The sequence below is a fragment of the Streptomyces sp. NBC_00386 genome (assembly GCF_036063235.1).
Classification (GTDB): Bacteria; Actinomycetota; Actinomycetes; order Streptomycetales; family Streptomycetaceae; genus Streptomyces.
On sequence record NZ_CP107950.1, the window covers coordinates 5,793,114 to 5,813,003 of the forward strand.

General features: G+C 72.8%; 12 protein-coding genes. 5 read left to right on the plus strand and 7 right to left on the minus strand.

The annotated features are described in order from the left end of the window. From OG780_RS25475 to OG780_RS25500, 6 genes are all read right to left on the minus strand, one after another. Positions 1–2,160: a bifunctional glycosyltransferase/CDP-glycerol:glycerophosphate glycerophosphotransferase gene (locus OG780_RS25475; RefSeq protein ID WP_328451851.1), complete on the minus strand. Its 2,160-nt coding sequence runs from the start codon at positions 2,158–2,160 to the stop codon at positions 1–3. A 123-nt stretch (positions 2,161–2,283) separates the two neighbouring features. Then, the gene (locus OG780_RS25480) at positions 2,284–4,566 is read right to left on the minus strand and encodes a bifunctional glycosyltransferase/CDP-glycerol:glycerophosphate glycerophosphotransferase (protein WP_328451853.1); all 2,283 of its coding nucleotides are present in this window, start codon (positions 4,564–4,566) and stop codon (positions 2,284–2,286) included. A 151-nt stretch (positions 4,567–4,717) separates the two neighbouring features. Continuing rightward, positions 4,718–5,629: a carbohydrate ABC transporter permease gene (locus OG780_RS25485; RefSeq protein WP_328451855.1), complete on the minus strand. Its 912-nt coding sequence runs from the start codon at positions 5,627–5,629 to the stop codon at positions 4,718–4,720. A gap of 88 nt (positions 5,630–5,717) precedes the next feature. Next, a complete protein-coding gene (locus OG780_RS25490) occupies positions 5,718–7,058 on the minus strand; it encodes a carbohydrate ABC transporter permease (RefSeq protein WP_328451857.1) in 1,341 nt (446 codons plus the stop codon). A gap of 7 nt (positions 7,059–7,065) precedes the next feature. Then, on the minus strand, positions 7,066–8,475 hold the full coding sequence (locus OG780_RS25495; RefSeq protein WP_328451859.1) for an ABC transporter substrate-binding protein: 1,410 nt from the start codon (positions 8,473–8,475) through the stop codon (positions 7,066–7,068). 267 nt (positions 8,476–8,742) lie between these two features. Further along, a complete protein-coding gene (locus OG780_RS25500; RefSeq protein WP_328451861.1) occupies positions 8,743–12,672 on the minus strand; it encodes an FHA domain-containing protein in 3,930 nt (1,309 codons plus the stop codon). A gap of 502 nt (positions 12,673–13,174) precedes the next feature. Between OG780_RS25500 and OG780_RS25505 the strand changes: the two genes are divergently transcribed. The 4 genes from OG780_RS25505 (at position 13,175) to OG780_RS25520 (ending at position 18,581) form a co-directional block, all read left to right on the plus strand. Further along, complete coding sequence (locus OG780_RS25505) at positions 13,175–14,851, plus strand: serine/threonine-protein kinase (protein WP_328451863.1); 1,677 nt, start codon at positions 13,175–13,177, stop codon at positions 14,849–14,851. 128 nt (positions 14,852–14,979) lie between these two features. Further along, positions 14,980–16,221: a serine/threonine-protein kinase gene (locus tag OG780_RS25510; protein WP_328451865.1), complete on the plus strand. Its 1,242-nt coding sequence runs from the start codon at positions 14,980–14,982 to the stop codon at positions 16,219–16,221. A gap of 301 nt (positions 16,222–16,522) precedes the next feature. Continuing rightward, positions 16,523–17,629, plus strand: a complete 1,107-nt coding sequence (prfB, locus tag OG780_RS25515) for a peptide chain release factor 2 (protein ID WP_328451867.1) — start codon at positions 16,523–16,525, stop codon at positions 17,627–17,629. A gap of 337 nt (positions 17,630–17,966) precedes the next feature. Next, on the plus strand, positions 17,967–18,581 hold the full coding sequence (locus tag OG780_RS25520) for a hypothetical protein (RefSeq protein WP_328451869.1): 615 nt from the start codon (positions 17,967–17,969) through the stop codon (positions 18,579–18,581). Between the two features lie 95 nt (positions 18,582–18,676). Here OG780_RS25520 and OG780_RS25525 read toward each other — a convergent pair whose 3' ends face one another. Next, on the minus strand, positions 18,677–18,868 hold the full coding sequence (locus OG780_RS25525; RefSeq protein ID WP_326787440.1) for a hypothetical protein: 192 nt from the start codon (positions 18,866–18,868) through the stop codon (positions 18,677–18,679). A 301-nt stretch (positions 18,869–19,169) separates the two neighbouring features. On the opposite strand from OG780_RS25525, the gene ftsE reads away from it, so the two are divergent. Beyond that, positions 19,170–19,859 (plus strand): cell division ATP-binding protein FtsE, encoded by a 690-nt coding sequence (ftsE, locus tag OG780_RS25530; protein ID WP_037619290.1) that lies wholly within the window; start codon positions 19,170–19,172, stop codon positions 19,857–19,859. Positions 19,860–19,890: the final 31 nt, after the last annotated feature.

Here is a 19,890-nt window from a genome sequence, read left to right on the forward strand (position 1 = left end):
TCAGCTCCTTACGAGGGTGGACGCGGCGGGAGCCGGGACGCGTTCGGCGAGCGGCAGGACGGGCGGGATCGTCTCGGGGGACTCGCCCAGCAGCACGCGGCGCACGACCCGTTCGGCGGCCCTGCCGTCGTCGAACTGGCAGAAGCGCTCACGGAAGCGGGCACGCAGCGCGGCGGCGGCCGGATCCGCGTAGGAGCCGTCGGCGAACAGCGCGGCCAGCTCGTCCGGGGTGCGCGCCACCCGGCCCGGCGGCTCCTCCAGCACGTCGAAATAGACGCCCCGGGTCTCCCGGTAGACCTCCCAGTCGTCCGCGTACACGACGACCGGGCGGTCGAGGTTGGCGTAGTCGAACATGATCGACGAGTAGTCCGTGATCAGCGCGTCGGCGGCCAGACAGACGTCCTCGGAGGACCGGTGCCCGGTCACGTCGATGATCCGTCCGCTGCCGCGCCCGCGGCCCTCGTCGTAGAAGTAGTGGGCGCGCAGCAGGACGACGAACCGCTCGCCGATCGCCTCGCAGAAGGCCTCCAGGTCGAGCCGGGACTCGAAACCCGTGCTGTGGTCGCGGTGCGTGGGCGCGTACAGCAGCGCCGTCCTGCCCTCGGGCACCCCGAGCCGTTCACGGACCCGGGCCACGTCCTCGGCGGTCGCCGTGCAGTAGACGTCGTTGCGCGGGTAGCCGTACTCCAGGGCCTCGTAGCCGCCCGGGAAGGCCCGTTCCCACATCTGGGTGGAGTGCCGGTTGGAGGAGAGGTTGTAGTCCCAGCGGTCCACCCGGGCCAGCAGTCTGGTGAAGCTGCCGGTCGCGGCGGCCACCACCGGGAAGGTCGACTGGTCGACGCCCATCTTCTTCAGCGGTGTGCCGTGCTGGGTCTGGAGGTGCACGCTGCCGGGGCGTTTGACCACACCGTCCGCGAAGTTGGCGTTGTTGACGAGGTACTTGGCGCGGGCCAGTACCTCCCAGGCACGCCGGCTGCCGATCACCGCGTGCTCGACGTCCTTCGGCAGCGCGTCCACCGCCTCCGGCTCGACCAGGAACACCGAGCGGATGTGCGGGGCGAGTTCGCGGGCCTTGGCGTGGATCGCCGCCGGATTGCAGGCGTAACCCCGGCCCCAGTAGGCGCAGTAGACCGCGAGGTTCTCGTCGAGAGGGCGACGGAGGTGGAGGGCGTAGCGCGCGCGGGTGCGCAGGGTCCTCCCGCGGGGCACCCGGCGGAGCACGCCGGAGACGGCCCGGTTCGTGCCGCGCAGCGCGCGGAACGCGCTGTACGCGCCCGCCGCGAGCAGCCGGTGCTGCACACCGAGACTGCCCGCCGGAACCCGGAACCCGGCCGGACGGTGCCGCCGGTAGAGCTTGCCCGCCCGGCGGAAGAAGGCCCGGCGGCGCCCCGCGGGCACCCGGTCCGGGTGCGCGGCCGTCTTCAGGACCAGCGAGAAGAGCTGGCCGAACAGCGCCTTCGACCGGGCCGCGGGCAGGGTCCGCCGCGAGGCGTGGCCGAGGACCCGCTCGATCTGGTCGAGGAGGTCGAAGTGGTGCTCGCCCGGCGCGTTGAGCCGGCTGCCCTGGCGGCGCAGACGGTGCCGTACGCAGACCGTGCGCAGCACCGCCGTCCGCTCGGCCGTCACCGTCACCAGGCCGCCCCAGCCCGCGTCCGTGAAACGCCCCTCGGGAAAGGCCAGTTCGTGCTCGGCGACGAAGTCGCGTCGGTACGCGGCGCTCCACGCCGGAACGTGCACGCCCAGTACCTCCGGGGCCTTGTCGAGCGGGGGCGTGCTCGGCTCGCCGTCCCACCAGTGCACCCGCTGATGCCCGAAGTACAGGACGTCCACGTCGGCCGAGAGCTTCGCGTCCAGGGCGTCCAGCGCGCCCGGCGCCAGATCGTCGTCGCCGTCGAGGAAGAGCAGATACGCGCCCCTCGCCGCCGCGATCCCGGCGTTGCGCGCCGCGCTCAGTCCGCCCGACGGCGGCGAATGGACCGGGACCACCCGGGAGTCCCGGGCCGCGTACGCGGCGGCGACCGCCGTGGCCGGGGAGTCCGGCTCGTCGCAGACCGGGATCAGCTCGAAGTCGCCGAAGGACTGGGCCAGGACCGAGTCCAGCGCGCGGGCCAGGTGCCCGGCGACTTCGAAGGTGGGCACGATGACACTGAAGCGGGGCATTCTGCTCTTTCTCTCAAGGGGCGCCGAACGGGGGATTCATCGCCCGGGGCGCCCGGCCGGCCGCCAGGTGGAGGGCCGGGTGGGCGTGGGCCGCGAAGGACTGGAGGGCACGCGGACTCCGGTTCAGAGGGTCTCGGTGAGCGGAACGGCGGCACCCGGCGCCGGCACGCTCCCGAGTGGCCGGCCGGTGCCCGGGACGAGTGCGAGGGCCGCCCCGGCCGAGGGGACCGGGCGACGCTCGGCGAACGGCACGAAAGGCGGCAGGCAGGCGCCCTCGCCGAGCACCACATGCCGTACGACGCGTTCGGCGGCCCTGCCGTCGTCGTACGGGCAGAACCGCTCGCGGAACGCGGCCCGCAGCCGATCCGAGCGCGCGTCGCGCCACTGCCCGGTCGCGAACACGTCGATCAGCTCGTCCTCGCCGTGCGCGAGGGCGCCCGGCGGGAAGGCCCGCAGGTCGAAATAGGTGCCGCGGGCCGCCTCGTACGCCTCCCAGTCGTCCGCGAGGACGACGACCGGCCGGTCGAGCACCGCGTAGTCGAACATCAGGGACGAGTAGTCGGTGACCAGCACGTCCGAGGCGAGGCACAGCGACTCGACGCTCGGATGGCCGGACACGTCGATGACCCGGCCGCCCGCCGCCCCGGCGAGCGGCGCCCCGTGGAGGTGATGGGCGCGGGTCAGCACGACGAAGCGCGGGCCCAGCCGGCGCAGCACACGCTCCAGGTCCAGGGTGCGCGGCTGGGTGCGCCGGTAGTCCCGGTACGTCGGCGCGTACAGCAAGGCGACCGTGCCCGCGGGGATGCCGAGCGACGCGCGCAGCCGGTCCACGTCCGCCGGTGTCGCGTGCTGGAACACGTCGTTGCGGGGCAGCCCGTACTCCAGCGTCGTGTACGAGGAGGGGAAGACGCGTTCCCAGACCAGCGTGGAGTGGCGGTTGGCGGACAGGCAGTAGTCCCACTTGTCGGCGTCGCGCAGCAGCTCGGCGAAGTCGGTGTCGCGCGCGGCGGCCGGGCGGTCCTGGAGGTCGAGCCCCATCCGTTTCAGCGGGGTCCCGTGCTGTGTCTGGATCACGATCTGGCCGGGCCGCTTGACCATCCGCCGGTCGAAGCCGACGTTGTTCACCAGGTACTTGGAGCGGGCGAGCGCCGTCCAGTACCCCGCGGTGTCGGGACGCAGCCGGTCCGTCCGGTCCGGGATCGTGTGGTGGTGCTCGGCGTGCGCGATCCACGCGGTGCGGATGTGCGGGGCGAAGCTGCGGAACGCGGACTCCAGGGCCCCCGGGTTGCAGCCGTGACCCCGGCCCCGGTAGCTGGAGAAGACGGCACGGTCGGCGCGCAGCGGGAGACGGAGCTGCACGCGGTAGTGGAACCGGAGCGCGGCGCCGCGCACCGCGCGCCGCAGTCGTGCGGCCGGCCGCACGGCTCTCTTGCGGATCCGCGACAGGAAGGAGAGCAGCCGGTACGTGCGGTGTGTGCCGAGGCCGACCAGCACGTGGCGCAGCCGGGTGCGCGGGTCGGCCGGCGCGCCCGGGACGCGGTAACGGCGGTAGTGCGCACGGGCCCTGCGCAGGAACTCGGCCCGCGCGGCGCGCGGCAGCCGGCCCCGCTTCACGAACACCGTGGCGAAATGGTCGATCATGCGCCGGAACAGCACCGGGCGCCACCGGTCGAGGTCCGGGTGCGCGGCGACATGCGCGAAGACACGGTCGTACTGCTCGAAGACGTCGAAGTGCTTGCGGCTGCTGGTGCCGAGGATGCTGCCGTGGCGCCGCTGGCGGTAGTGCACACAGACCCGGTCGAGGGTCGCGATCGTCTCGGCGGACATCAGCGCCGGATACGTCCAGGGCGTGTCCTCGTAGTAGCCGGGCGGGAACCGGAAGCCCGCCCGCTCGACGAACTCCCGGCGGTACGCCTTGTTCCACACGACCATCAGCAGCCGCAGCAGTCCGGGCCGCTCGTCCAGCCGGAAGGGCGCCGGGCCCTCCTCGGTGAGCTGCGCCGAGACCTGGTTGCGTACCACCTCGCCCGACCAGTACGTGCGCGCGTAGTCGTAGACCAGGACGTCCGGGTCGCCGGTCTGCTTGAGCCGGTCGGCGACGGCCCGCAGCGCGTCCGGGGTGAGTGTGTCGTCGCTGTCCAGGAAGATCAGGTAGTCGCCGGTGGCGCGTTCGAGACCGGCGTTGCGGGCGAGCCCGAGCCCCACGTTCCCGGGGAGGTGCACGGCGAGCACCCGGGCGTCGCGGGCCGCGAACTCGTCGATGATCGCCCCGCAGGCGTCGGGTGAACAGTCGTCGACCGCGATGAGTTCGAGGTCCGGGCAGGACTGTCCGAGCACGGATTCGAGACACTCGTGCAGGTACGCCTGAACCTTGTACACGGGGACGATGACACTGAACCTGGGCACGGGACATCCATGGGTCGGCGCGGGCATACCTGCCCGGAAACGGCCGAAGGGGTGACTTGGTTACGCCAGATGTGGCATCCGGGGGACGCGGGGTGAACGGCGAGGGGCGGGCCGGTGTCCGGCCCGCCCCTCAAGCACCTCCACGACCTGCCTACTTGACCGCGCCCGCCATCACTCCGGAGACGAACTGCCGCTGGAACGCGAAGAAAACGGCCAGCGGGATCACCATCGAGACGAACGCGCCCGGCGCCAGCACGTCGATGTTGTTGCCGAACTGGCGTACCTGCGTCTGGAGCGCGACCGTGATGGGCTGACTCCCCGAGTCGGAGAACACCAGCGCGACCAGCATGTCGTTCCACACCCACAGGAACTGGAAGATCCCCAGCGAGGCGATCGCGGGGCCGCCGAGCGGCATCACGACCCGTGCGAACAGGCGCAGTTCGCCCGCGCCGTCCAGCCGGGCCGCCTCCAGGAGTTCCCTCGGGATCTCCGCGAAGAAGTTCCGCAGCAGGAACACCGCGAAGGGCAGGCCGTATCCGACGTGGAAGAGGACCACGCCGGTCACCGACCCGAAGAGGCCGATCTTTCCGAAGAGTTCGGCTATCGGGATCAGGGCCACCTGCACCGGAACGACCAGCAGGCCGACCACGCCGAGGAACCACCAGTCGCGGCCGGGGAACTCCATCCACGCGAAGGCGTAGCCCGCGAGCGAGCCGATCACGACGACCAGCAGCGTCGCCGGGACCGTGATCAGCACCGTGTTGAGCAGCGAGCCGGTGATGTCGCTGTTCTCCAGCAGCTTCTGGTAGTTGTCCACGGTGAGCTGCGAGGGCGCGCTGAACACCTTCCACCAGCCGCTGCCGCTCATGTTCTCGGGGCTGCGCAGCGAGGACAGCAGCAGCCCGATCGTCGGCACCAGCCAGAACAGGCCGACGAGCAGCAGGAAGACCCGTACGACACCACTGCCGAGCCCGCTCGTGATCCGTGAACCGAGCGAGGGCCGCGCCCTGTTCACGGCCGTCGCGGGCGCGGTCTTCGCCAACTGTCCGGCATGCGCGCTCATCGCCGCACCTCCCGCCTGAGCCGACGCACGTTGCTGTGTTCTCCCGGGGGACAACCCCCGGACCCCCGGCCGGACGACAGGCGTGAGCTCATCGCCGCACCTCCCGCCTGAGCCGACGCACGTTGAAGAGCATCACCGGGATCACCAACAGGAGCAGGAACACCGCGATGGCGCTCGCGACGCCCGGCCTGCCCTCCGAGAAGCCCTTGCGGTACAGCTCCAGGGCCAGCACGTTCGCGTCGTCCTGGGAGGAGCCCGGCGCGATGATGAACACCAGGTCGAAGACCTTCAGCACGTTGATCATCAAGGTCACGGCGACGACCGCGAGCACCGGCGCGAGGAGCGGCACGGTGACCCGGCGGAACACCTGCCACTCGTTCGCCCCGTCGACCCGCGCGGCCTCCAGGAGCTCGCGCGGCACACCCGCCAGGCCTGCGGCGATCAGCACCATCGCGAAGCCCGCCCACATCCAGACGTACGAGCCGATGATGGCCGGGGTGACCAGGGACGGGCCCAGCCAGTCGACCCCGTTGTACGGCTCCGCGAAGTTGCCCGCCGGGAGCCGCAGCCGGGCTCCGTCCGCCTTGCCCGAGAGCGAGAACGTGCCGTCGGCTCCGGCCTTCGCCGAGTCGACGACCTTGCCGTCCTTGACCGCCTCGATCCGCATCCCGGAGTAGCCCAGCTCGCTCGCGTCGACCTGGCCGAGCCTGCCCACGCCCTTCCCGCGGGTGAAGTCCTGCCAGGCGGTGCCGGTGATCCTGCCGGGATCGGTGCCCGCCCGCACCGCCTTCCTCGCGCTGTCCGGCATCACGTCCGGGGCGACGCCCACCAGCGGCAGGGCGACGGACTGTCCGGAGTGCACGGTGTCCCGGGTGACGAACCCGCCCTTCTCGGCCGTGAGCGGCGACTCCCGGCCGGGGTGGGCCTTCGGGAACGCCGACGCCGGGGCGAAGGTGTCGTGCACCCCCACCCACACAGCGTTCGCGACGCCCTTGTCCGGGTCCTGGTCGTACACCAGCCGGAAGATGATGCCGGCGGCGAGCATCGAGATCGCCATCGGCATGAAGACGACCAGTTTGAACGCCGTTCCCCAGCGCACCCGTTCGGTGAGCACCGCGAAGACCAGCCCCAGCGCGGTCGCGACCGTCGGGGCGAACACCACCCAGACGATGTTGTTCTTGAGCGCGGTGCGGATGCCGTCGTCGGTGAACAGCGCCCTGTAGTTGTCGAACCCGGCGAACCCGTCGCCCTGCTGGTCGTAGAAGCTGCGCACGACCGAGTACCCGATGGGGTAGACCACGAGCGCGCCGAGCAGCACCAGGGCGGGCAGCAGGAAGAGCGCCACCACCGCCTTGCGGGTCCCGGTCACGCTCTTGCGTGTACGGGCCGGGGGCACCGGTGCGGTGCCCCCGGCCGTCGCGGACGTCATGGCCGGATCAGCCCTTGTAGGCCGCTGCGGCGTCCGATTCGAGCTTCGCCTGCGTCCCCGCCACGTCCTTCGGGTTCTTCAGGAAGTCCTGGAGGTCCTTCCACTCGCCCTTGCCGGGCGTCCCGCCGAAGGCCTGCGGGGCCTGGTCGGACATGTCGAAGCGGAAGTCGTCGCCGGCCGCGATCAGCGCCTCGGCCATGGCCCGCTGGACGGCGTTCGGATAGGCGGAGGGGGCCACGTTCTTGTTGGGGGACAGATAGCCGCCGAGCTTGGCCTGGACGGTCGCCGCGTCGGGCGAGGCCAGGAAGGTCAGGAGCGCCTGGGCCGCCTTCGAGTCCTTCAGGACGACGGCCGCGTCACCACCGCTGACCACCGGGGCCTGGCCGCCGCCGACCGCCGGGAACGGGAACACCTTCGCGTCCGTCCCGATCTTCGCCTTGGTCTCCGCGATGTTGACGCCCACGAAGTCGCCCTCGAAGACCATGCCCGCCTTCGGCTGGTCGCCGCCGGTGAACGTCTGGGTGACCGAGGCCGGGAACTCCGTCTGGAGCGCGCCGTCCGGACCGCCCGCGATGAGGTTCTTGTCGCCCCAGACCTCGGCGAGCGTGGTCAGCGCGTCCTTCACGGACGGATCCGTCCACTTGATCTTGTGCTGGGCGAGCTGGTCGTACTTCTCGGGTCCCGCCTGGGAGAGGTAGACGTTCTCGAACCAGTCGGTGAGCGTCCAGCCGTCGGCGCCGGCGACCGAGACCGGGGTGACGCCGGAGTCGTAGACGGTCTGCGCGGTGGTCAGGAACTCCTTCCAGGTCTTGGGCTCCTTGGCCCCCGCGTTCTCGAAGACCTTGGTGTTGTACCAGATCAGCGACTTGTTGGCGGCCTTGTAGTACACGGCGTACTGCTTGCCGCCGACCTTGCCGAGGTCCTGCCAGCCCTGCGCGTAGTTCTTCGTCAACTGCGCCTGCGCGTCCGGGCCGACGGGTTTCGCCCACCCCTTGTCGACCGCCTGCTTCACCGCGCCGACCTGGGGGAGCAGCGCCACGTCCGGGGGCGCACCGCCCGCGATCTTCGAACCGAGGAAGTTGATGATCGGGTCCTGCGCCGGTACGAAGGTGACCTTGGCGCCGGTGCGCTTCTCGAACTCCGCCAGCACCTTCTTGAAGTTGGCCTGTTCCGCCCCGGTCCAGACGGCGGCGACCTCCAGGGTGGCGCCGTCGAGCTTGGGCAGGGTGACGGAGCCCGCGCCGCCGCTCTCCGTGGCCTTGCCGCCGTCGCTTCCCTTGTCGTCATCGCCGCCGCCACCGCACGCCGTCAGCGTGAGCGCACCCGCGACGACGGCGGCCGCGGCGGCCCGCGCGGCTCCGCGCGAGCGGCGGGTGGAGTGACCGGGCGACCTGCGTATCTGAGGAATGCTGCGCATCACTGCCCCGTTCTTCGTTCTTCGTCGAACGTCAAAGCGGCTGCTGCCCCGATCACTCCGGTCTACGCCTGCCCACTCGGGGGCGGCAAGACCGCCGGTGGTGTCAAGTGCGCGATCGTGACGGGGTCGTGATGTCACGTCATGGATCGCCGGGCGCGCCGGCGCCGCTCGGCCGCACGCGGGCGGGAGCGGCACCGTCCCCGTGACGTGCGCGGCCAGGGGTGTCGCGGGCGCGGGCCGGGGCGGCGAGGCCACCCCGGGCGCGGGCTACAGCAGCGAAGGCACCTCGGTGGCGGAGACGGAACGCGCGGCTCGTTCCAGGGCGCTGGCGAGCAGGGCCAGGTCCGTGGGTCCGTTGCCCAGCTCGCGGACCGGGCGCCGGGCCGGCGGGTCGCCCATGCGGTGCCACTCCAGGGGAACGACCGTGGGGCGCAGGGTCGCCGTCCGGGGAATACGGCCCGTGACCCGTCCGCCCTGGAACGAGGTCTCCCGGCCGTCCGGGAGCAGCAGCCGGCCACGCCCGGGGGCGGGTTCCTCCGGGCCTGGAGACGGCGTGTCGAGGATGACGCGCAGCGCGGCGGAACGCGCCAGTTCCGACGCCGCCGTACGGCCGTCGTCGCCGGACGCCGCCACGAGGTGCACCCCGAGCCGGTCGCCCTCCCGGACGACGGCCTCCAGCGCCCGTACGACCGAACCGGCCGCCGGGCGTCCCGGGGACCCCAGCGGCGGTGCCAGCAGGGCGTCCAGGTCGTCGACGACCACGACCAGCCGGGCCAGCGCGGGCCCCGGCTCGGTCTGCCGGCGGGCGGCGGCGGGGCGCAGCCGCAGCGTCGAGCTGGACGGGGTGTCGAGGTCCGAGGCCCCCAGGGACGAGGTCCCGCCCGGCGAACTGCCGCCCGAGCGCTGGGCCACGATCCGGCCGGGGACCGTCCGCCCGGCATGCCACTCCGCGAAACCGAGGCGGCCCAGCAGCTCGGAACGCCGCTTCAGCTCGGCACTCAGCGACTGGGCGAACTCCCGCATCCGTACGGGGTCGTTGGCCGTCAGATGCGTGGTGACGTGCGGCAGGTCGGTGCAGGCCTGAAGGCCTTCCCCGCCGCCCGCGCCGCCATGGGCCGCGGTTCCGTCGCGGCCGTCCATCAGGACGATCCCGAGCCGGTCGGGCCGTTCGGCGGCGGCGAGGGACGCGGCGACCGAGCGCAGCAGTTCCGTACGGCCGCTGCCCGGCGGGCCCTCGATGAGCAGATGCGGGCCCTCGACGGGCAGGTCGACGGCGACGGGTCCGCGCGGGCCCGCGCCGAGCACCGCCCGCGCCCGTCCGCCGAACGCCTCGCTGTCGTCCGCGGCGTCCGCCCAACGTGCCATCAGGGAGGCGGGGGTGGCCCGCGCCAGCCCCAACTCGTCGAGCAGACGGGCCGTCTGGGGCAGGGGCGCCGACACGCGCGTGTGCCGGTCCCCGAGCCCGCCGTCCGTCCGCAGCGGGGCGAGGGACCGGGCGAACCGCTCGGCCCAGGCGAGGGACACGGCGTCCACGGCGGCGACGGTGCCGTGCCCCAGGGGGCCACGCGGCAACCGGCCACCGGCGCCGGAGGACGTACGGCCCGTGCGGGACGCGGCGGTGCCGGCGCGCCCGCCCGGACCGTCGTGCCGTCCGGACGCGGGGCGCGGGACGCCGGTGTGGGTGGCTCCGTCGTTCCGGGGACCGGAGTGCGCCGGTGAGGTGTGCCCGGCTCCCGGGAATCCCCGCCCGGTGCCCTCGGCTCCGTCGTGCAGGGCCCCTTCCGGGGTGATCCCGCCGCTGCCGCCCGGTGCCACCCGCAGCAGCCGCAGAGCCGTGGCCACGTCCCCGCTCAGCAGGGCCACCGCCCCGCACTCGCGGAACGCGGGCGACGCCTCGCACGCCGCTTCGTAGGTCTCGCTCACCGGTGACGCGGGCGAGGCGGCAGCGGTCTCGGCGAGGCACAGCAGATGGATTCCGGCCCGCGGGCCGTCGTGCGCGAGGCGCGTCAAGGCCTCCCGCACATCGGCGCCCCCGGGGTCCCCGTCCACGATCACCACCGTGTACGGGCCGTCGTACCCCTCGGCCGCGTCGTCGGCCCGCGCCCAGGACGGCCTTCGTACCGTGTCCCGCGCACCGCTCCCACCGGGTGCGGCCACGTGTCCGGCGCGAGTGGCGTCGGCGTCGTGCGTCGCGGACCGGGCGGCCGGAACCGTGGCACCGGCGCTCCCGGACAGCGGACCACGGACGCCCGGCGCGCCCTCCGCCTCCGCGAGGTGGTCCTCCAGGCGGCGCAGGAGCTCGTCCGTGCGCGCCGCCGCCTGCTCGCGGTCGTACGCGAGCAGCAGACGGCAGTCCTGGCCGTGCGAGGGACGCAGATGGGGGAGCCAGCCGAGCCAGGACCACTCGGCGGTGCGCTCCTCCACGGGGCGGGTCCGGTCGGTGCTGACGAGGACGATCTCCAGGGTGTCGGGGGAGTGCAGCGCGGCGAGCTGCGCGACGACCGCGCGGGCCAGCCCCGACAGACGCGCACGCGGTCCGGCCAGGCCCAGTGAGCCGGCCTCCCGCAGCCCGGCGGTCACCGGCACCGCGGGCAGCAGGCCCGAACCGTCCGGCGCGGCCCGGTCGGCCGTGCCCAGCCGTACCGTCAGTGCCTCGGGGTGGCCGGGGCTCCGCTCCCACAGCCGGGGGCCGGGGCCCAGCGCGGTGAGCAGCAGGGTCGCCGGGTCGGGCCAGCTCTCGGGCGAGCGATGCACGGCGGGAAGGAGCTCCTCCACCGCGACGGTTCCGTCCTCGTACGCCTCCGGCGCGGCCTGGGACGGTCCTCCGCGGCCGCCGGCCAGACGCCGGGCCCACGCGCCGATACCGCCCCGCCTGCGCACCCCCGGCGGGATGTCCGTGCCCGGCGTCGGCGTGCCCGTGCGCGGGCCGGGGACGCTTGCCCGGGGGGTGCCGGTCGCGTCGGCGGCGCCGGGACCGAAAGTCTCCGGGCGCGCGGCCCGCGTTCCGGTCCGTTCGCCGGGCGTCTCCCCGGACCCGCCGGGGCGATCCGCCTCGCGCGGGGACGCGCCGGTGCCGGACCCGCGGCCCTCCGTCGTCGAGCCCCGCGGCCCGCTCTCGATCCGGGGCGCCCCGCCCTGCTCCGGCACGGCGGGGGGCACCGCCCGCCCGTGCTCCAGCCCTCCGGGGACGCCGCTGGCGGAGGCGCCCCACTCGGCGGTCCCGTAGGCGTGATGCGTCTCGCCCACGGGCGGTATGACGCTCCCCCGGGCGAAGGAGGCGCTCTCCCCGCGCGCGTGGGGCACGGCACCGCGCGGCTGCGCGGCGCCCTGCGGGGAACCCGGCTGCGCCGGGGAGTCCGCGCCCGATCCGGTGGGCGAGGCGCCCGGTGAGGTCTCCGTGGGGAAGCCGCCCACGGCCGCGGAGGCGGTGTCCCGCCGGGCGGTGGCACCGGCGGGGGCCGGAGCGCCTGGCCCGTCGGTCCCGCGGGCCCGGGAGGGATCGTCCCCGGCGGACCCGGCCCGCACCCTCACATGGCCCTCGCCGTCCGGAGCCGTCTCCACGAGGCCCGGGCCTCCCGGAGGGCAGAGCCGCAGGGCGGACTCGCCGACGCGCAGCAGCGCGCCCGCGGCGAAGGGGACGGGGCGGCTGCCGACGCGGGAGCCGTCGAGCGTCGTGCCGTTCGTGGAGCCGATGTCGGCGACCGAGACACGGCCGTCGGGAGTGACGGTGACCGCGCAGTGCAGGCGGGACACGTCGGGGTCGTCCAGGGGCACGTCGGCGTCCGCGGAGCGGCCGATGCGGATCTGGCCTCCGTGCAGCAGGTGGACGCCTCCGGCGTCGGGCCCCGCGATCACATGGAGCTGGGCCGAGACGTCGTCCAGGTCGGGACCCGGCTCGGCGGGCGCGCCCAGACAGAGCACGGCGCCGTCGGTCAGCGGCGGCTCGCCGAGCGTGCAGCGCTGGGCGTCGAGCCGCTCCGCGCCCGCGTAGAGCACGATCTGGCCCCCGCCGGACTCACGGCCCCGCTCCCCCTGGGAGGTGCCCCCGCTTCCCCCGACCGCCGCGGCCAGCCCCGACGCGACCGCGGCCAGCGCCGTCCCGGCGGGCGCGGTCACCAGCACATCGCAGGCCGTGGCTCGCCCCCGCGGCTCCGAGGGCGGGCCCAGCGGGTCTACGACGGTCAGCCGGATCTGCATCGCCGTCAGGGGTCCCTTCCGCGCAGGTGTCCGCGACGAGGACGAGGCTGCGCTGCGGTCCCCCACCGCAGATCCCCCCACCGCGCACGGGCACGTCGGCCAGTAACTGGAGGCATCCTCGCACCTGCCGCCGACAACACGCCCGCCCCCCACCCGTAAGTGATCTTGATTGGTCGGCTCTGCCCGTAAAAGTTCCTGACCAGTGCCCGCCCGATGTCGGCTTGAGATCGCTCACGGCCCGTCGCGGCAACCAAGCGACCGGAGTGAGCGTCTTTCCGTCGAACACGTGCGAGCGACTTTCCGTCGACTTTCCGTCGAACGTGGACGGGAGCGCCTACGTAAGCGCTTATGCGAACCACAGGTGCGCACGGGACCTATGGGAAAGCACACGGGCGGGACAGCCCTTCGCCAGGCAGGGCGGCACTAGAGTGGGTCGGAAACTCCTGTACCACGGTGATCACGGTGGACGGACCAGGCAAGCAAGCAACAGGGAGCGCATGACGTGCGGCCGGTAGGGAGCAAGTACCTCCTTGAGGAGCCGCTGGGGCGCGGCGCCACAGGCACGGTCTGGCGAGCCCGCCAGCGGGAGACCGCGGGCGCCGAGGCGGCCGTCGCCGGGCAGCCCGGCGAGACCGTGGCGATCAAGGTCCTGAAGGAAGAGCTCGCGAGCGACGCCGACATCGTGATGCGGTTCCTCCGCGAGCGGTCGGTGCTGCTGCGCCTGACCCACCCGAACATCGTGCGGGTGCGCGACCTCGTCGTCGAAGGCGATCTCCTCGCCCTCGTCATGGACCTGGTCGACGGCCCCGACCTGCACCGCTACCTGCGCGAGAACGGGCCGTTCTCGCCCGTCGCGGCCTCGCTGCTCACCGCCCAGATCGCCGACGCGCTCGCCGCCAGCCACGCCGACGGCGTCGTGCACCGCGACCTGAAGCCCGCGAACGTCCTGCTCAAGCAGGACGCCGGCCAGATGCACCCGATGCTGACCGACTTCGGCATCGCGCGGCTCGCCGATTCCCCCGGCCTCACCCGGACCCACGAATTCGTCGGCACGCCCGCGTATGTCGCCCCGGAGTCCGCCGAGGGACGCCCCCAGACGTCCGCCGTCGACATCTACGGCGCCGGCATCCTGATGTACGAGCTGGTCACCGGGCGGCCGCCGTTCGCCGGCGGGTCCGCCCTCGAAGTGCTGCACCAGCACCTGAGCGCCGAACCGCGCCGCCCCTCGACCGTCCCGGACCCGCTGTGGACCGTCATAGAGCGCTGCCTGCGCAAGAACCCGGACGAACGGCCCAGCGCCGAGAACCTCGCGCGCGGACTGCGTGCCGTCGCCTCGGGCATCGGGGTGCACGCCTCACCGGCGCAGATCGCCGCCGCCGAGGGCGTGGGCGCCCTGCTCGCCCCCGACCCGGCCCCGGCCCACGTCCCGGACATCCCCGGCGCGGCCGACGCCACACAGGTGCTGCCGCAGGGAGCGGGCTCCTACGACCCGTACGGCGCCACCAGCGTGCTGCCGCACACCGCCGGCGCGGCCGACCCGACCGCCGTGCTGCCGCCCGTGCCCCAGAACCAGCCGGGCGGACAGCCCGGCCAGGGCGAGGACCCGCACCCCTGGCAGAACCAGATGCGCGCGGCCCGCGACCGCAACGAACAGACGCAGGTCCAGTACCTCGACCCGAACGAGGACCCGCTGCGCCACCGCCCGCAGCGCCAGGTCGCCCGACCGCAGCAGCCCCAGCAGCCCCAGCGGCAGCGTCCGCAGCAGGGCCAGCAGCCGCCGCCCGGATACGGCTATCCGCAGCAGGGCCGGCAGCCGCAGCACCAGCAGCCGCAGCAGCCGCAGCGCTACGCCCCCGCGCCCCAGCAGCAGCCCCAGCCGCAGCGCTACGCGCCGGAGCCGCAGCGGCCGCAGCAGCCCGCCCCCCGCCAGCAGCGCGAGCCCCGCCAGGGCAGCGCCAACCCCATGAAGATCCCGGGACTCGGCTGCCTCAAGGGGTGCCTGTTCACGATCGTCATCTTCTTCGTGGCCGGCTGGCTGATCTGGGAATTCAGTCCCCTCCAGGACTGGATCCACTCCACCAGGGGTTTCTGGGACGAGCTGACCTACCGGTACGACCAAGTCAGCAACTGGATCGGGGATCTCGGCTCGAAGGACCCCTCGGGCGGCTCGGGCAACTGATCCGGGCACCCCCGGGCAGCCGACTCTGGGGACTTGTCGACATCTGACGGGTGATTTCGGTCTCGGGAGTGAAGGTTGGCTCCGCGGGCGCGTACTTTAAGCGGCAACACGCGTCTGTAGGAGCAGTCTTGGCACGCAAGATCGGCAGCAGGTACACCGCGCACCAGATCCTGGGGCGGGGGAGCGCCGGCACGGTGTGGCTGGGCGAGGGGCCCGAGGGCCCCGTCGCCATCAAGCTGCTGCGCGAGGACCTCGCGTCCGACCAGGAACTGGTGGGGCGCTTCGTGCAGGAGCGCACCGCGCTGCTCGGCCTCGACCACCCCCACGTGGTGGCGGTGCGCGACCTGGTGGTGGACGGCAACGACCTCGCCCTCGTCATGGACCTCGTCCGGGGCACCGACCTGCGCACCCGGCTCGACCGGGAGCGCAGGCTCGCCCCGGAGGCCGCGGTCGCGATCGTCGCCGACGTGGCGGACGGACTCGCCGCCGCGCACGCCGCCGGGGTCGTCCATCGCGATGTGAAGCCCGAGAACGTCCTGCTCGACATGCAGGGCCCGCTCGGCCCCGGCGGCTCCCATCCGGCCCTCCTGACCGACTTCGGAGTGGCCAAGCTCATCGACTCGCCGCGCCGGACCCGGGTCACGAAGATCATCGGTACGCCGGACTACCTCGCGCCCGAGATCGTCGAGGGCCTGCCGCCGCGCGCCGCCGTCGACATCTACGCGCTGGCGACCGTGCTCTACGAGCTGCTCGCCGGCTTCACGCCTTTCGGGGGCGGACACCCCGGCGCGGTCCTGCGCCGCCATGTCACCGAGACGGTGGTCCCGCTCCCGGGCATCCCGGACGAGCTCTGGCAGCTGCTCGTGCAGTGTCTGGCCAAGGCGCCCGCGTCCCGGCTGCGGGCCTCCGAGCTGGGCGCGCGGCTGCGGGAGCAGCTCCCGCTGCTGGCCGGGATGCCGCCGCTGGACGTGGACTCCCCGGACGCGGACTCCGCGGACGGGGACGAGGAGTACGAGGAGAGCGCGGAGCCGTCGGCGCCCGCCGCGGCGCGCGAGCGGCGCGGGGCCGTGCCCCTCGTGCCGGGGGCCGCGCCGGACTCGAACCGGGACACCCACACCTCGATGCGGGTACCGGCACCCGACGAGCTGGCCGGCGGGGCCCGGGGGACGGCTCGCGTGCCCCGGGCCGCGGGCGCGCCCCGTCCCGGTTCCGCCCGGCACCGTGCCTCCGCCCGGCGGCGGCGGATCACCCTGGGGGCGGCGGCGGTCGCCCTCGTGGCCGCGGTGGGCGTCGGTACCTGGCTCGCCACCTCCGGCGACGACGACGCGGCCCCCCAGGACACGAAGAATTCGGCCCCGGCCTCGCCCTGACCCCCGGCCGGTGCGCCGGGAAAGGCCTTCTTCCGCCCCCTCCGCCCCTGTCCGTCCCGTACCTGGGGCCTCCGCCCCAGACCCCGCTCCTCAAACGCCGGAGGGGCTGATTCTCGGCCCGTCCGACGATCGAGGACGAGGCCGTTCGGGCCGAAGCGGGGGTCCGGGGGCGGCAGCCCCCGGATACGGGACGGGCAGGGGCGGAGGGGGCGAGACACGTTTTCGGGGCTTCCGGTCCCTGGCCGGGGGTCCCCCGGGGACGAGGGGCGGGCCCGGTTGCCGTAACCGTTACGCTGGAGGCGTGGCAGTCGTCGATGTATCCGAAGAGCTCAAGTCCCTCTCCTCGACCATGGAGTCGATCGAGGCCGTCCTGGACCTCGACAAGCTGAGGGCAGATGTCGCCGTGCTCGAGGAGCAGGCGGCCGCGCCGTCCCTGTGGGACGACCCGGACGAGGCGCAGAAGATCACCAGCAAGCTGAGCCACCTCCAAGCGGAGGTCAGGAAGGCCGAGGCGCTCCGCGGGCGTATCGACGATCTGAGCGTGCTCTTCGAGATGGCCGAGGAGGAGGACGACCCGGACACCCGCGCCGAGGCCGACACCGAGCTCGTCGCCGTCAAGAAGGCGCTGGACGAGATGGAGGTGCGTACCCTCCTGTCCGGCGAGTACGACTCCCGTGAGGCCGTCGTCACCATCCGTGCCGAGGCCGGAGGCGTCGACGCCTCCGACTTCGCCGAGAAGCTCCAGCGCATGTACCTGCGCTGGGCCGAGCGCCACGGCTACAAGACGGAGCTCTACGAGACCTCGTACGCGGAAGAGGCGGGCATCAAGTCCACCACCTTCGCCGTCCACGTGCCGTACGCGTACGGCACGCTCTCCGTGGAGCAGGGCACGCACCGCCTGGTGCGCATCTCGCCGTTCGACAACCAGGGGCGCCGCCAGACCTCCTTCGCCGGTGTCGAGATCCTGCCGGTCGTCGAGCAGACCGACCACATCGAGATCGACGAGTCCGAGCTCCGGATCGACGTGTACCGCTCGTCCGGCCCCGGCGGCCAGGGCGTCAACACCACCGACTCCGCGGTGCGCCTGACCCACCTCGCCACCGGCATCGTCGTCTCGTGCCAGAACGAGCGGTCGCAGATCCAGAACAAGGCCTCGGCCATGAACGTTCTGCAGGCCAAGCTTCTGGAGCGGCGCCGGCAGGAGGAACAGGCCGCGATGGACGCCCTCAAGGGCGACGGCGGCAACTCCTGGGGAAACCAGATGCGTTCGTACGTCCTGCACCCGTACCAGATGGTCAAGGACCTGCGCACGGAGTTCGAAGTCGGCAACCCCGAGGCCGTGTTCGGCGGCGAGATCGACGGCTTCCTGGAGGCCGGAATTCGCTGGCGCAAGCAGCAGGAGAAGTAAGCACACGACAGAAGCGGTGCGGGCGGACGTTCTCCGCCCCCGCTGAAATCTCTTTGTCGACAAGGCAACTGCCGCCCACCGGGCGGCAGTTGCCTTCGTTTGTATGGGCTGTATGGGTTTTCCGTCACAGTCACATGTCCTCAGGCCAGGCAAACGATGGTGTTCCGGACATCGCGTACGCAACGACCTTGACGCTGCTTTGAAAACTGGGAAGGGTGACGGGTGGCATGCGTATCACCGGGGCGCATGTGAACCGGGGGGTCGAACGCAATCTCCTGTGACGCCGTGGCTCCGGGCGCTGCTCCATTGACGATCAGCTACTGGGGGTAGCAGGAACATGACCAAGAAGACGCGGATCCGCGCGGCGCGGATAGCCGCCGGCGCGGTGATCGCCGCCGGTGCCTCACTGACGGCGGCTGGTGCCGCCTCGGCGCTCGACCTCAATGTCGGTCTCACGGCGACCACCGCCGACCCGACCCCGGACCCGACCGGCATCCCGACGGACCCGGCCCCGACGGACCCGGCCCCGACGGACCCGGCGCCTACGGACCCGGCGCCGACCGAGCCCGAGCCCACCGAGCCGGCGCCCACGGAGACCGAGCCCACCGAGCCGGCCCCGACCGCGACCGAGCCGACCGAGGACCCGGACCCGACCGAGGAACCCGGCACCGGCAGCAGCTCCGCCCCGGCGGAGAACGGCACGGGCGGCACCGGTGGCGGCGGCAACGACGCCGACCCCAACGGTGGATCCAGCGCCCAGGAGGAGGGCTCCTCCGCCCTCACCGACACCGGTTCGGACACCCAGGCCCAGGGCAAGGACGGCGCGCTGGCCGAGACCGGTGCCGGTCAGACCACGTTCCTGCTCATCGGTGCCGCCACGATGATCGCCGGTGGTATCGGCTTCCGTCTGATGCCGCGTCTCGCCGGCGGCCGCGGCGGTGCCGCCGTCTGACACGCGCCCGTGCGACGAAGGGCCCGGAGCAGCTCGCTCCGGGCCCTTCCCGTGTCAGGTGTGACGGCGGCCGTGCCGGACCGTCCCGGCGGCTCTCACACCGTCTGGTGGGCCACCAGTGCCAGTGCCGCGATCAGTACCGCGAGCAGGGCGATCAGTGCCATGGGGTTGAGTCCCGCGAAGGGGCTCTCCTGCTGGAGCCGCTCCCGGTTCGCGCGGCAGACGCGGCAGCGGCCCTCGCTGACGGGTGCCGCGCAGTTAGCGCATACCAGTCGGTCGTACGTCATGCGCCGGCCCTCCTTGCGACGTCTCCGCGTACGCAGCACTCACGCGTACACATCGCTCTGTTAACGCTGCGGCGAACGCAACCGTTCCCCTACCACTGTGCCAGGTTCCGCGGAATTCGGCGCGGCCCCCCTTGTCCTGCCCCGCCCGGAGTACTCTCAGCCCGTCCGGCCGGGTGTGAATCGCGTCTCGGATCCGTGACAAATCGTGCAAGCCGTACGCAACCCCGTACGCCGACTGCGCTCGTACACCCGGTTCGCGTATGGTCACGCACACCTACCCCCGGCGACCCGTGGTGCACCTGTGATCCGATTCGACAATGTCTCCAAGGTCTACCCCAAGCAGACCCGCCCCGCTCTCAGGGATGTCTCCCTGGAGGTCGAGCGCGGAGAATTCGTGTTCCTCGTGGGGTCCTCCGGCTCCGGAAAGTCCACCTTCCTGCGGCTGATCCTCCGCGAGGAGCGGACCAGCCAAGGCCAGGTGCACGTCCTGGGCAAGGACCTCGCGCGCCTCTCCAACTGGAAGGTGCCGCAGATGCGCCGCCAGCTGGGGACCGTGTTCCAGGACTTCCGTCTCCTGCCCAACAAGACGGTCGCCGAGAACGTGGCCTTCGCCCAGGAGGTCATCGGCAAGTCCCGCGGCGAGATCCGCAAGTCCGTGCCCCAGGTGCTCGACCTCGTCGGCCTGGGCGGCAAGGAGGACCGGATGCCCGGCGAGCTGTCCGGTGGTGAGCAGCAGCGTGTGGCCATCGCGAGAGCCTTCGTGAACCGGCCCAAGCTCCTCATCGCCGACGAGCCGACCGGAAACCTCGACCCACAGACCTCCGTGGGCATCATGAAACTGCTCGACCGGATCAACCGGACGGGCACCACGGTCCTGATGGCGACGCACGACCAGAACATCGTGGACCAGATGCGCAAGCGCGTCATCGAGCTGGAGAAGGGCCGTCTCGTCCGCGACCAGGCGCGCGGCGTCTACGGCTACCAGCACTGATCATCGTCCACGGAAAGGTCTGAGGAAGACG

Coding starts and splice junctions, on each gene's coding strand:
- OG780_RS25475 (WP_328451851.1), bottom strand. CDS start 2,160: ATGCCCCGCTTCAGTGTCATCGTGCCCACCTTCGAAGTCGCCGGGCAC.
- OG780_RS25485 (WP_328451855.1), bottom strand. CDS start 5,629: ATGAGCGCGCATGCCGGACAGTTGGCGAAGACCGCGCCCGCGACGGCC.
- OG780_RS25490 (WP_328451857.1), bottom strand. CDS start 7,058: ATGACGTCCGCGACGGCCGGGGGCACCGCACCGGTGCCCCCGGCCCGT.
- OG780_RS25495 (WP_328451859.1), bottom strand. CDS start 8,475: ATGCGCAGCATTCCTCAGATACGCAGGTCGCCCGGTCACTCCACCCGC.
- OG780_RS25500 (WP_328451861.1), bottom strand. CDS start 12,672: ATGCAGATCCGGCTGACCGTCGTAGACCCGCTGGGCCCGCCCTCGGAG.
- OG780_RS25520 (WP_328451869.1), top strand. CDS start 17,967: ATGACCAAGAAGACGCGGATCCGCGCGGCGCGGATAGCCGCCGGCGCG.
- OG780_RS25525 (WP_326787440.1), bottom strand. CDS start 18,868: ATGACGTACGACCGACTGGTATGCGCTAACTGCGCGGCACCCGTCAGC.